We start from the raw sequence: 13,768 nt of genomic DNA, 5'->3' as shown, positions 1-13,768 counted from the left end.
TTTTGGGATTTCCGGGCAATTTCCGTAACTTCAGAAGCTTCATGGAACAGCGGGGCAGGAAATTCAACCGCCTAAAGCGCAGGGTAGGGTGGGCAAAGGCGCCCTTGCGCCGTGCCCACCATCTGTCATCAGGCGCAACTTTGAATGGTGGGCACGCTGCGCTTTGCCACCCTACAGTGCCACAAACTTAAACGCATCGCCTTCGCGCTTGATGTGGCCGGCATTGAAGTGGCCGCCGATCACCAGTGTCGGCGTGTCGGCAAAGCGCGAAAACAGCTCGCGGCGGGTTTCGGCCGACTGTTTGGGATCTGAATCGGCCGTGGACGACCAGTCGAGATGCGCCATCTGGCAGGGGTGGTGCGCCACGTCCCCCGTCAGCAGGCCTTCCTCGCCGTCCGACTGGATGTGGATGCTCATATGGCCGGGGCTGTGGCCCGGCGTCGGGATCAGGGTGATTTCATCCGCAAGGCGGGCATCGCTGGCGACGAGGTCGGCCTTGCCGGCGTCGGCGATCGGCTCCACGGAATCGCCGAACACCGCCTGATGCGCCGGGCCCTCGCTGTGGTCGCGCCAATGTTCGAACTCGGTCCTGCCGAACACGTACCGGGCGTTGGCGAAGGTCGGCACCCATTTGCCGCCGACCAGAACCGTATTCCAGCCGACATGGTCGACATGCAGATGCGTGCACAGCACGGTGTCGATGCTGTCGGGCGGAAAGCCCGCCGCCGTCAGGGTTTCGAGAAATGGATCCTTGCGGTTATTCCAGGTCGGCACGTTGCGGCCCTGCTTGTCATTGCCGAGCCCGGTATCGACGATGATCCGCCGCGACGGCGTTTCGACCAGCAGCGAGTGGATCGACATCTTCAGCCGGCCTTCCTCGGTGGCGAAATGCGGGATCAGCCAGGGCAGTTTCTGGATTTCCTCGTTGGTCGCGAGCGGCAGGATGAAGCGGGTGCTGCCGACGGTCTCCAGTTCGACGACCTTTGTGATTTTGACCTTGCCCACGGTCCAGTGCATCCGGCGTTTCCCCCTGTCTGTATTTGTTGTCGATCTGTTTTTTATTTTATCGCGCGCAGTCGACGATGACCGTGCCGAGCTTGTCGCCTTTCTCCACCGCCAGATGGGCCTGCGCCGTATCCGACAGCGCGAACTGCGCGGCGACGTTGTGAAGGCGCTTGCCCGCCGCCAGCCACTTTGAAATGTCGGCCTGCGCCGCGGCGAGCAGAGGCGGGGGCAGCGCGAACAGCACCAGCGCGCGCAGCGCGATGCATTTCTCCATCAGCTCGCGCATCGGCACCACGGGCGTGCGGTTGCCGTTGGTGGCATAGACCGCGATCGTCGAATTCATGCCCATCAGCTTCAGCGTGGTCGCGATATTGCCGCCGAAATCGACATCGACGACGCGGTCGACGCCGCGCTGGCCGGTGAAGGCCATCGCCTTGGCGACGACATCCTCGTTCCTGTAATTGACGACAAGGTCGGCGCCGGCCAGCCGCGCCTGCTCGCCCTTGGCCGCCGAGCTGACGGTGGCGATCACCCTGGCGCCGCCCCATTTGGCGAGCTGCACCGCGTAGTGCCCGACGGCGCCGGCGCCGCCGGTGACCAGCACCGTCTGTCCCACGATCGGACCGTCGCCATAGAGGCAGGTCCACGCCGTCATGGCGGGGATGCCGAGGGTCGCGCCTTCCGCAAACGTGAGATTGTCCGGCAGCGGCGTCACCAGATGTTCGGCGAGCGCGATGTATTCAGCCGCGGTACCGAACGCGCGGCCGTTGCGCTGGCCGTTGAACAGCCAGACCCGTTGGCCGGCCGTGAGCCGCGTGACGCCGTCGCCGACCTGGTCGATGATCCCCGCACCATCGCTGTTGGGAATGACGCGCGGATATTCCATCGCGCGATAGCTGCCGCCGCGGCGGCCGACATCGGCGGGATTGACCCCGGACGCCTCCAGCCGCACGCGGACTTCGCCCGGGCCGGCGTTCGGCGTCGGCATCTCGCCATAGGTCAGAACATCGGGTGCCGGCCCCGTCCGCTCGTACCAGACCGCCTTCACAGCGTGCCCGGAAACGCGCCGCCGTCGAGCAGGATGTTCTGGCCGGTGATGAAGCCGGCCTTGTCGGCGCACAGGAAGGCGCAGGCGAGCCCGAACTCCTCGGGGTCGCCGAAGCGGCCGGCCGGATTGAGTTTTGCGCGCTCGGCCAGCAGCTGGTCGACGGTGATGCCGCGCCTGTCGGCCTCGACCTTGGCCACCGGTCCACGCACGCGGTCGGTATTGAACGGGCCCGGCAGCAGGCCGTTGATGGTGACGTTGTTGATCACGGTTTTCCGCGCGATGCCGGCGACAAAGCCGGTGAGGCCGGCGCGGGCGCCGTTGGAGAGGCCGAGCACCTCGATCGGCGACTTCACCGCGGCCGAGGTGATGTTGACGATGCGGCCGAATTTCCGCGCCATCATGCCATCCACGGTCGCCTTGATCAGCTCGATCGGCGTCAGCATGTTGGCGTCGATTGCCTTGATCCAGTCGTCGCGGGTCCAGTTGCGGAAATCGCCGGGCGGCGGGCCGCCGGCATTGTTGATGAGGATATCCGGCTCCGGGCAGGCCTTCAGCACATCCGCGCGGCCCTGCGGCGTCGTGATGTCGCCGACGATCTCGGTCACGGTGACGGACGGATTGGCCTGGCGGATCTCATCGGCGGTCTGCTTCAGCGCCTCCGCGCCGCGCGCGGTCAGCGTGACATGCACGCCTTCATTGGCCAGCGCGATGGCGCAGGCGCGTCCCAGGCCCTTGCTCGATGCACAAACGATGGCGCGGCGGCCTTTGATCCCAAGATCCACTGTTTCACTCCCGTCATGTCAGATGATGTTTGCTGGTCTGATGTCGGCCACTCTAGCCAAGTCGAACGGTGCTGATAAGCCTTCGATAACGCATAATACGATCCCGCAAACCAGCTCTCTCCACGCATGAGAGTCCGTAGCCCGGATGAGCTCTTGCGATATCCGGGAACAGCCTCTCTGCGGAAACAGTTTCCCCGGATGTCGCAAGAGCTCATCCGGGCTACTGCTACGATTCACGCAATGACGGACCACTTAACCCGCCCGCATCTCCGCTCTTATCATGTCGGCGGCCTTCTCGCCGATCATGATGGTCGGCGCATTGGTGTTGCCGCCGATCAGCGTCGGCATGACCGAGGCGTCGACCACGCGCAAACCCTCGACGCCGTAGACTTTCAGCTTCGGATCGACCACGGCCATCGGATCGTTGACGCCCATCTTCGCCGTGCCGACCGGGTGATAGACGGTGTCGACGCGGGCGCGCAGCAGCTGGCGGATGTCGTCGTCGCTGTGCACGCCTTCGGTGAACATGTCCTTCTTCTGCAACGCGCGCAGCGCCGGCGTCTCCATCAGCCGCCGCGTGGTCTTGAAGCCTGCCACCATGGTTTCCAGGTCGTCGGGATCGCCGAAGAAGTTCGGGTCGATCACCGGCGGCGCAAACGGATCGGCGCTGCCGATCGTGACCTCGCCGCGGCTCTTTGGCCGCAGCAGGCAGACGTGGCAGGTGAAGCCGGTGCCGCGGTGGCGCTTGCGGCCGTGGTCGTCGGCCAGCGCCATGCCGAAATGCAGCTGGATGTCGGGGATGTCGAGGTCGGGCCGCGTTTTCAGGAAGCCGCCGCACTCGGCAAAATTCGACGTCATCGGCCCCCGTCGTTCGCGCCGATATTGCCCGATGGCCCGCAGCAGGCGCGGCAGCGCCTTGAGGGAAATGCCGTTGAAATGGGGATTGTCGGACATGTAGCCGAACACGAAATCCGGATGATCCTGCAGGTTCTGGCCCACGCCGGGCGAATGATGCACGGTGGCGATACCGTGCTTGCCGAGCACGGCGCTGTCGCCGACGCCGGAGAGCATCAGCAGTTGCGGCGTCTGGAAGGCGCCCGAGGACACGATCACCTCGCGCCGGGCGCGTATTTGCTTCAGCTCCTTGCCCTGGCGATACTCGACGCCGACCGCGCGCTTGCCTTCGAACAGGATGCGGGTGGCGTGGGCGTGGGTCTCGACGCGCAGGTTCGCGCGGTGGCCCATGTGCGGATGCAGATAGGCGCGCGCGGCGCTGCAGCGTTCGCCGTTCTTCTGCGTCAGTTGATAGATGCCGAGGCCTTCGTGGTCGTCGGCATTGAAATCCTCGCGCAGGCGGAATTGCGCTTCCCTCGCGCCCTGCAGGAAAATCTCCTGCACCGGATTGCCGGTGCGCGATTTGTTGACGGCGAGCGGGCCGCCCTTGCCATGATACTCGCCGTCGAAATCGGCATTGTTCTCGGCGCGCTTGAAATAGGGCAGCACGTCGGCGAACGACCAGCCGCCGTTGCCGAGCGCGGCCCATTGGTCGTAATCGGCGCGGTGGCCGCGGATATAGACCATCGCGTTGATGGCGGACGAGCCGCCGAGGCCCTTGCCGCGCGGCTGATAGCCGATGCGGCCGTTGAGGCCCTTTTGCGGCACGGTGTTGAAGGCCCAGTTGTTGACGTTGCCGGCGACCATCAGCACCAGCGCGAACGGCGTGGTAACCACCCAATTGTCGTTCCTGCCGCCGGCATCCAGCACCGCCACCGACGTGGCAGGATCCTCCGACAGCCGCCCCGCCACCGTGCAGCCGCCCGAGCCGCCGCCCACCACCACGAAATCGAAAGTATCCGCCACCGCTCCACTCCCCCGGAAGTTCTTGTTCTGGCAGCCCGATCGGCCGCGCTTTAAGGTGCAAAACTCCACTTTTGCGGCGTTTATGGCAAGAGCGGTTCCAAGGGCCGGTTTTGTCCCCTCAAACCCTCGTTTTTGCTGTCATAAAATACTCAAACGCGGAGCCTTTTCCCCTTTCCAAAGCGAGGGGACGTTGATACATACCCCTCGCACCCGATGGCTTCGGCCCGGGTCGCCTTCTCAGGAAGCCTCCGAACGGGATCGATCGGCGCCATCCGGCGTCGCCGGGATCGTTTCGGCACCGGCTTTTCGAAGGTAGCGCAACGGTTTAACGCGGGGTGGAGCAGCCCGGTAGCTCGTCAGGCTCATAACCTGAAGGTCATAGGTTCAAATCCTATCCCCGCAACCAGAAAAGGCCGCTAAGTCAAAGACTTAGCGGCTTTTCCTTTGATTTTAAGCTCCTGAGCAGATGGCGTGTCAACGCTGTGTGAACAACAGCCGCGGCTCCCGGCGTCGGGATTAGCATCCCACGCGAATCCTTGCGCTCGATAGCCCACGGAAGGTTCGCATCCGTGGAAGTGTCTACGGGCTGCTCAGGGTTTGTGTCGTTTCAGCCGGTGAAAATCTTGATCACGGCGGAGCTGGTCCCGGCATGTGTTCGCCGGATTGTTCATGCTGCGCTTGCTCCGGTCTCTGGACTCCCGCTTTGCCAAACTTGAGGAGGAAATCCCAGAAAGTCTCCAGCTGTTTCCGGGAATATTCCCGTTTTGGAGAGACTATCGGAGGAGACGGTTCGATCAGGACTGCCGCCCGACCCTGGCACTCTGCCTAAGTCAGCGCGTCCGCCCCGATTGCACTGAATTGGGAGTCAGTCGCCTGGACTGCCGCGCGACCCACACCAGCAGTACCAATCCCCGCTTTTGCGCCTTAGTATCGGTCCCTGACATACGATCGCCTATTTCCGCCGGTCGGGGGGGGGGAGGTCGATCCTTTTCTAATCCAGCCACCCCGCTTTTAGCGCGAGATGGTTAGACAGCGGACGCTTGGCAATTCGCGTGCGAGTTCGCCGCGGCGACCATCGACTATGGCCCAAAAAAGTCTCAGTCCAAAATCTGCAGTAACGCAACATAGCTGCGAACTCACCTGTACACGCTATTTCTCCTAAATGCTGGTGATAACTTAGAGTTGTGAGACTGTCCCCAAGGTCCAATGGAGAAAGCACATTAGACTTCGAATACTTCAGCGAGACGGCAATACGGGTCGCTCCTGAAATGGGGGCGTTCGAATAAATGTCGGGCTACACGCCAACACATATCGGAATTCCAAAGAACCACGCCGACTTCGAACGCAAGTGCGTCGTGCTTTTTCAGGAATTGTTGGAAGATCCCAGTGTGAAGCGTTTAGGGCGCTCCGGTCAGTCACAATACGGCATTGACCTTTTGGGCTATCGCAAAGGCAATACCAAGAAGCTCGTCGGTATTCAGTGCAAGAAGAAGCAACCAAATAAGGCACTCACGACAACGGAAGTACGCACGGAAGTGCGCAGGGCTTTGAAATACAAGCCGCAGTTATCTGAATACATCATCGTTACGACCGGAGGTGATGACACCGAGCTTGACAAGCTGGCAACCGCGCTCACCAAACAGCAGCGAGAGAGAGGAAGACGAGTCAGAATCCAAGTTTGGGGATGGGAAACTCTTGAAGACTACATTGATCGTTATCCCGCTGCGAAAGAGGCCTTCGATCCCGGGGCAAGCCCCGCGGTAAAGGAGGTGAAAGGAAAACTCGACAGAATTACAAAACGACTAAAAGCTCAGCCAACCGCGCAGCAGATCTCTGACCAATTTGCTTCACTCACCGAGAAGGTTGAGCGACGGACTTCGATCGACGACGACCGGTTACCCACGGCGGTCGCCGACCGCGAATTGGCTAGCGAAGTTTCCCGCATCAACCGACGCCGCGGGTTCATCGAGTCGAAAACTGCAGATGAGTTTTCTAGTCTGGCCCAGCGAATTCTGAACGGGGATCTTGCAAAGGCCTCCTACGATTTGCAGGCGGATTCTCTCGAGCGGGCTGCTCGGTCCAATGTTAGTCCCGAAAATGTTGATCGGGCGAAAGTTTTCCATGCTGAAGCGCTCAAGAGAAAACCTGGGCTTGACACATCATTCTATGATGCGTTGCTGCCAAGCGCGGTAGGACATCCAAATGACACGCTTAGAGCCCTGAGACGACTGGACACGTGCGAAGCGAGGAGCGCGCTGTTCGGTCAGTTAACGCGCAATGATGGAACCAAGAAAGCCCTTCAATGGGCGAAGTCGTTAGGTGTTGGTGTTGCGGACTTGGATGCTGGAGGTGCTTTAAACCTCCTGCTCCAGCGGATCGGTAACGACGAATATGATGCCGCGCTGCGCGACGCAGAGCTACTAAGCGAAGCCCAGCTGAATGCTCTCCCCGCGTTATACATGATCCGTTCCGGGTTACTTCTCTCGTCTATTCTTCCCAAAGACCAGCGGCACATCCCATTTCAAGGAGTGCCCATCAACCCGAAGATGCTCCAGTTCAACAGCCTAGAGAGCACACCGGCGACTCTCGTCAAAGCGCGGCTCGAACTTGAGACTGCCCTCTCAGTAGTATCAGATTTGAAGCTTGTACAAATCCAGCCGCTTCTGGAAGAGCAGATACTTTGGCTGAGGCTGGAGGACCCAACAAAGTACGAAGCTGCACGTCAGCAAATCGAGCGAGAAATTAAAGACCCCAAACACACTCTAAGTCGAGTGCGCCTCGCCCTTGCGTACGGAATTCCCTTCAATCAAGAGGCTCTCAAGCGGAGGCTGACCGCCGAGAAGGAGTTTGGAAACTGGACGAATGAAGAGCAGTTTGCCGCCTTTTTACTAGCTTGGCACAGCGAGGATCTCTCAGAGCTCGCAGATTTTTTCGACACTTATCGTTCAATCCTCTACGAGCAAAAGCCATTTGATCTTGTTACATTGCTAGGTATCGAACTGGAGGCGCTTAGTCGGATCGGGCGATTTGACGATGCGCGCGTTCGGTTGGCCGAGAAACGTGGTTCGTTGGTCGACGATGAGAACGCCGCCCGAATGGAAGATTTGATTGCCTCCTTGGAAAAAGGCGATGAAGTTGAGCGGCTGCGGAAGCTATTCGAATCTACCGGCGAACTGAATCATTTGCGTTTGCTAATCGCGTTACTGGTGTCAAAGCGCGACCATCGGCAGCTAGCGAGCTACGCACCGCAGCTATTGAAGGAGAGCCAGCGCGTCGAGGACTACGATATCTCTCAAAAGGCACTCTTTGCGGATGGTCAATACAAGCAAGTGCTCGAGCTTGCACAAGGCTACCCCGAGCTACACAAGCTTCGCGACGACTTTATGGCGGTTGAGGGATGGTCGTACTTCTACCTTGGAAGGACATTGGAAGCTCGGACTATCGCACGGGCACTAGTGAGCCGTCGCGAGGATTCCGGTGACCGGGAGCTTGATATCAACACAGCAATTGAGTCCGGAGACTGGAGCTATCTTCAGGCGATAGTCGCGCGGGAAGCCAGCAGGATCGACATGCTGGATGCCAAGCTTTTGATACGGTTGGCGCGAATAGCGTTTGAGAGCGGGAGTCTATATGTCGATAAGTTCAGGGATGCTGCGATTGAACGGGAGCCTGATAGTCCCGAAATCCTGGTGGCGGCCTATCATCTATCCATAGAGCGGGGCGAGGAATACCAAGAGACCCGGGCTCACGAGTGGCTCCAGAAAGCGGTGGAGCTGTCTACTGAGGATGGTCCGATTCAGAGCGTCAAGCTCAAGGACGTTGTTGACAGGACTAGCGGATGGAACAAGCGGGTAGATGATATTGAGGCCATGCTTGCAGGGGCGCAGGTCCCCCTTTACATGGCGGCTCGAGGTCTCAATCGAAAGCCAGTCGAATTTATCCTTGGGACGGCACTCCGAAATGCCAGATCGTCAGATACAAGGCATCAATTCCCCGTGCTGGCGTTTTCCGGCTCGCGGGCACTTTTCGACCTTAGCGGCGTTCGCAGGCTGGCGTTGGACAATACGTCGATATTCACGTTGGAATTTCTAGGCCTTCTTCAAAAAATAATCGACGCATTCGATCAAATCATCATCTCGCCGGCTACTCTCAGCTCTCTTTTTACGGACCGCCAATCTATCCGCTTCAGACAACCCTCCGAGGTGAAGAAAGCTCGCAAAATTAAGAAGCTGCTTGCCGACGGGCGCCTGAAGACGCTCCGAATGCTGAAGACCGATGCGGAGGTTGCTGCATTGGACATCGATCCCGACCTCCAGACCCTTCTTGACAAGGCGCGAGAGACCAAGGGCGTGGTCGTTCGGAGTGCTCCGGTTCACAAGCTTCGTTCATTTCTTGAGGAAGAAGCTGATCTGGCCTCCTATTCGGACGTCCTGACCGATACCCTCGCTGCCCTGGCTCTCGTACAAAACAAGATAACTGCGCCGACTGAGTCAAACGCCTCCACTTATTTGTCTCAGGTCGACAAGGGGTGGAAAGCGAAGGCGCCCCTAAACAAGAGTACAACAGCCTATCTCGACCAGTTATCGGTCACTTATCTCAATCACGTTGGCATCTTGGACGCGTTTATTAGCTCTGTTGCCACAGTGTATGTCCCGGAAGAGATCGAAGTTCATTGTGACGCGGTTCTTCGTGGCGAAGAGTCGTCATCTGACTTGCTCAATTCCGTCGAGCGCATTCGGACAACCCTTAATGCTGCTCTCGATAAGGGGTCTGTCTCTTTTTCTTCTCGACGGATATCGCGCCGGGAGTCCACCGATTCTGATGATGACGAGCCTAGCGTCAGCTTCCCATCACTGGATATCCTGTCAAATCTGTCCGATATCGATGCCATAGCTGCAGACGACCGATTTTTGAACAAGGAAGCGGCGTGGTCAGACGGCTCCAGTCGCATTCCCTGCGTGAGCACGCTTGAGATAATTGCAGCTCTCAACAGCCGTGGCATCATCTCGGAATCACAGAAGTACTCCCTCCTGAACCGGTTGAGAGAGGGAGGCTATTATGCCGTTCCAGTCGATGCAGTTGAGTTACTAGATGGTTTGGGGCGATCCAGTGTAGAAGATGGCAAGCTTGTTGAAGCGAGAGAGCTGGTCACAATAAGGGAAAACCTGACCATAGCTCTTAGGTCGCGGATGCATAGTGCCCTCGAAACGCCGTGGGTTGATCACACGCGCTTAATCGTACATCAATCGCTCAGAAGCTTGTGGAGTGACGAATCCTCCTCCACGTCAACCATACCAAGGGCTGACTGGCTATTGGCTGTTCTGCCATTGCCAGTACGCCTCGTGTATGACGCGGCAGATGACGCAAGATGGTCCGCTGCTTTTGAGAAAACCAGCGCTTTGATGGGCCTAATGCTTTCTCCCCCCGCTGTGTCGAAAGGGAGGCAGGTCGAATATTCGGACTGGGTCGAGGCGCGGCTGGCGGCTCCAGCGAGAGCAAAGCACCCTGCTATGCTTGATCGTGCAATTGCTGTTCTTTCCGAGTTCTACCGTCGGATGATCGAAGCCGAAGGAGAAATTCCGATTGGCTTGCGCAAGCGTTTCGTCGCAGAAATGGCTATGAACCTCCATGCCAACATTGAAAGGCAGTTGGTCGAAACCGATGAGATCGCTGCGGCAATCGGCATCAAAACAACGCCGGTCATAACGTTGAACGGCACCCACTCGGTCGTGGTTGAGAGCTTTGTTGCTGCACTACGTCTGGCAATGGCCGGGAGAAAGTCGGCAAAGATAGAGCGGCCTGACGGTACGAAAACCGACGTAAAGCTCCAGTTTGTGACGCCAAACGCTGTGATGGTTACGTTTGATAATGCCAGTTTCACGTTTGCTGAAGCTGACGTGCTCAGTAACAGAAAGGCTGGGCGTAAACGCGCCCTCAAGCGCGTGTTTTCGCAGAAGCCGCTTACCAGGAGTGAGGAAAGTCTCTGGCTCGACCGTGCGGAAGCGGGTGCGTTTACAGCGGTAGAATATACAGAACTGTTAGGGCAGTTGAGGGAGACACCTGAGAATGTTATCGGCGCGTTGTCGGGACCGCAAACTCTCAACTCCGAAAAGCTGATCCCAAGAGATCTATCTTATTATACCCGCCTCGTCGGACCGGTTCAGAAGCACCCAAGCTTTGCAGACTACATTGCTGACGAACAGAATGAGCATAGGAAGCTGCTGCTGGAGCGAGGTCCGGTAGGTCTAAGACGACTTGCCTATTCTGCGATATCCCGGCCACTCATTCCATTCGGTGACCTTGAGGCCCTTCCGCTCAGCGAAATTGCCAAGTTGACCACCGCGGCAGATCCATTCAGTCTGATGTTTGGTTTTGAAGTGTGCCAAGACCGCTTCAGCAATGGTGAAAAGGCGGCTGCAAAACTTGGAACCACATTCCTTAAGAAGCTATTGGCGGATGAGAAGTGGTTGCAGTCTCGTCTGGAAGTTTTCTCGGCCTGCGCCGTTATCGGGACTGTGACATTACGACCGGTCGCCAACGAACCCAGTCCACCGCTTTCCTGGTACAGGATGGCCGTTCTCTCGCATGCGGGCGTACTGACGACAGCGTTGGCGGGACTAACGAAGACCGATAAGTTCTTTGAATGGAGTGCTAGGGACTTCGGAAGCACCTACTTGTGGCACACGGCTCTGGATGCGCGGCATGATCCCCGATGGGAATCGGAGTGGATCTCACCGGAAGCTCTTAGGGCAGAACTGATCGGACGCTGTTATAACGCGTTGATGTTGCTTCCGTCCGATAAGCGTCCGAAGGACTGGACGGTTTTGATCGACGAAGCACTAAGCGGTCTAGATACGAAGCTTTTTGCCTTCTTTCCCGGGCCATTGGATGGCTTTCTACCTCTCCATTCTCCAATTCAGGCGGAGGCTGCTTTCAATGAAGTTCGGCTGCTTCTCAAAGGACGGTCATCGTTCAAGCGAGCCCCTGGCATTATTTTGCTCGCCTACGGCGGTGCAATTGATGCGCGCCTCAAGGATGAGATATTCCGGCTGCTCGAAGCATCAAATGAGCAGCTCGCCAAGTTGACCACGGCCGACCAAGTCTTGCGCAGCTGCGCATACATTGCTGCGATCAATCGCGACGAAGAGCTCGCAACAGCGGTCGTTACCAGATGTCTCCGGCTCATTTCCCCTCAAACGAAGCCGGATGTCGTCCTTCGAATCTTTCTTATCTCGATGAAAGCATGTGCCGCTCATCCGGATCCATCCAGGTATTATCGCGAGGCCGCTACGGTGGCGACACGTTTCGCTTATGCCGCCCCTCTTGATGCGGCCCATGAGTTGCGTACCGTTCTTGAGGAAATGAAGTGCCGGGATCCCCGGCTCGCCGGTTCATTTGGACGCGCAGAGGCGATTCTTGAAGTGGCTCTCGGCTCAGTTTAGTCGCTTATTGTTCCATAACATTCGACTTGCGAATCGCTGCTCCGACTCAAAGCGAACATTTGAGCAGATGCCCACGTGGTTCGCATGCCTGCGTACCTTGATGGTAGTTGGTCGATCACGTTTAGCGATTTTCGGGATAATGAACTTGTGCCGCTGATTTGCCCGACGTGTCAAGCGTCTGAGCTAAAATCTCAGGTAGCGCCGGCCGGCCGCCGGCTACTTTGCATGGGGTTGTTTTCGATGTTTTTGTTGGACGCCTCGGCAACAAGGCGCGGGCACCGGGGGCCTGATCGGATTCCACGGTGAGCGGAATGATCAGCTTACCCCCGGCGATCTCATTGATGTCCCAAACGAGATGGCTCGCTCAGTAGGCCCGGCGCCGGCCCGCAATCGCGCTGTAGGCAAACAAGACCACAATCGCTCCGACCACGGCGCCGATCAGGCCGGCACCCTCGCCGGGCCGATACCAGCCAAGCGATTGTCCGAGAAACGTCGCCACGAACGCGCCGACGATGCCGAGAATGGTCGTGAGAATGAACCCTGACGGCTCATTGTCGCCGGGCATGATGAATTTTGCGATGATGCCGGCGACGAAGCCGATGATGATGGTCCAGATGATACCCATGAGAATGGTCCTTTAGCGTTGTGAGTGTGTGTCAGGTCGGAAGGCGGCCGTCAGGCGTGTATTGATCCACCGCGGCAGGAAGCTCCCGCGAGAGTCGCGCCAGCAATTCGTCCTGGGAGAGCCCGGTTTGCTGCTCCAGCGCAGCCAGCACGTCGGCTCCGATGGCCTGCTTCAATTGGGGCGGCGGCAGCTCCTTGTTCGGGCCTGTGTTGATCCAGGACTCCGCCGCGTCGCCTTGGCCATTCTGCTTGAACCGTTCGAGCAATTCGCCGAGCCCGCCGCCGAGCAGACCCCCGGCCCCTGCGCCGCCCAAGGCACCGCCGAGATTGCCGAGCAGGCCGCCAAGCGGATTCTGCTGATTGCCCGGCCCCGCAGGCGCCGTCGCACCTTTCAGCAGCTCCCCGATCTTGTCCCTGTTCTGGTAGCCCGCTATGGCAAGCAAGCCCAGCAACGCTGTCATCGATGGAAATCCGCGAGACATATCCGTACCCTCCGTTGATCTCGCGCGGCAACGTCCCAGGGTGGTGCGAGGTTCCAGGCAGGTTTCGCCTTGGAACCGCGGCGTTTTGCCCACGTCGGCCTTCCGCAACCGGCGTTTGCACCCTCAGTCTGCGACGGCCTTCACGTCAGGGTCGCCAACAGATCTTTCGAGCTGAACGGCTTCAGGAAGAAGTGGGTGTCGTCGGGAATGAGCGGCGGGCTATGTCCTGATATCATCACCACGTTGATGTGGGGAAACCGGCGTTTCGCATACTGCGCGAGTTCTACGCCGGACATGCCATCACCCAGGTTCACGTCCGTGACCAGCGCGGCAAGCTCCGTTCCCGTAGAGGCCAACACGAGCTCGGCGGTTTCCGCCGAACTGCACTCGACCACGTCAAAGCCGTGATCCCTCAGAAGTTCGGCGAGGATCTCTCGCTGAAAGACATCGTCCTCGACAACCAACGCAATGAAATTCGGCATTCGCGCCTCCGTTAATCGACGCTAATCCGCCGAATTTCGATTG

At 58.7% G+C, this 13,768-nt stretch carries 8 protein-coding genes and 1 tRNA gene; 2 read left to right on the top strand and 7 right to left on the bottom strand.

Translation table 11 applies throughout. The features are described from left to right. Positions 1 to 171: 171 nt before the first annotated feature. From QUH67_RS31145 to QUH67_RS31130, 4 genes are all read right to left on the bottom strand, one after another. Positions 172 to 1,017, bottom strand: coding sequence for an MBL fold metallo-hydrolase (locus tag QUH67_RS31145; RefSeq protein ID WP_300943429.1), 846 nt, complete (start codon positions 1,015 to 1,017; stop codon positions 172 to 174). A gap of 46 nt (positions 1,018 to 1,063) precedes the next feature. Further along, on the bottom strand, positions 1,064 to 2,053 hold the full coding sequence (locus QUH67_RS31140) for an NADPH:quinone reductase (protein ID WP_300943427.1): 990 nt from the start codon (positions 2,051 to 2,053) through the stop codon (positions 1,064 to 1,066). Continuing rightward, on the bottom strand, positions 2,050 to 2,835 hold the full coding sequence (locus QUH67_RS31135; RefSeq protein ID WP_300943425.1) for an SDR family oxidoreductase: 786 nt from the start codon (positions 2,833 to 2,835) through the stop codon (positions 2,050 to 2,052). Before QUH67_RS31135 ends, QUH67_RS31140 begins: the two co-directional genes overlap by 4 nt. Positions 2,836 to 3,087: 252 nt before the next feature. Beyond that, complete coding sequence (locus tag QUH67_RS31130) at positions 3,088 to 4,695, bottom strand: GMC family oxidoreductase (RefSeq protein ID WP_300943423.1); 1,608 nt, start codon at positions 4,693 to 4,695, stop codon at positions 3,088 to 3,090. 329 nt (positions 4,696 to 5,024) lie between these two features. Here QUH67_RS31130 and QUH67_RS31125 point away from each other — a divergent pair. Further along, positions 5,025 to 5,101 (top strand) — tRNA-Met (locus QUH67_RS31125). Between the two features lie 880 nt (positions 5,102 to 5,981). Then, positions 5,982 to 12,137, top strand: coding sequence for an HTH domain-containing protein (locus QUH67_RS31120; RefSeq protein WP_300943421.1), 6,156 nt, complete (start codon positions 5,982 to 5,984; stop codon positions 12,135 to 12,137). Between the two features lie 364 nt (positions 12,138 to 12,501). Here QUH67_RS31120 and QUH67_RS31115 read toward each other — a convergent pair whose 3' ends face one another. The 3 genes from QUH67_RS31115 to QUH67_RS31105 all read right to left on the bottom strand — a co-directional run bounded on the left by QUH67_RS31115 (position 12,502) and on the right by QUH67_RS31105 (position 13,725). Next, positions 12,502 to 12,762 carry a GlsB/YeaQ/YmgE family stress response membrane protein gene (locus QUH67_RS31115; RefSeq protein ID WP_300943419.1) on the bottom strand — a complete coding sequence of 87 codons (261 nt, stop codon included), beginning with the start codon at positions 12,760 to 12,762 and terminating at the stop codon, positions 12,502 to 12,504. Positions 12,763 to 12,793: 31 nt separating this feature from the next. Beyond that, positions 12,794 to 13,243, bottom strand: coding sequence for a YidB family protein (locus QUH67_RS31110; protein WP_300943417.1), 450 nt, complete (start codon positions 13,241 to 13,243; stop codon positions 12,794 to 12,796). A gap of 140 nt (positions 13,244 to 13,383) precedes the next feature. Then, complete coding sequence (locus QUH67_RS31105; RefSeq protein WP_300943415.1) at positions 13,384 to 13,725, bottom strand: response regulator; 342 nt, start codon at positions 13,723 to 13,725, stop codon at positions 13,384 to 13,386. Positions 13,726 to 13,768: the final 43 nt, after the last annotated feature.

It is taken from the genome of Bradyrhizobium roseum, from assembly GCF_030413175.1.
GTDB classification, from domain to species: domain Bacteria; phylum Pseudomonadota; class Alphaproteobacteria; order Rhizobiales; family Xanthobacteraceae; genus Bradyrhizobium; species Bradyrhizobium roseum.
This window is presented reverse-complemented; position numbering and strand designations above follow the sequence as displayed.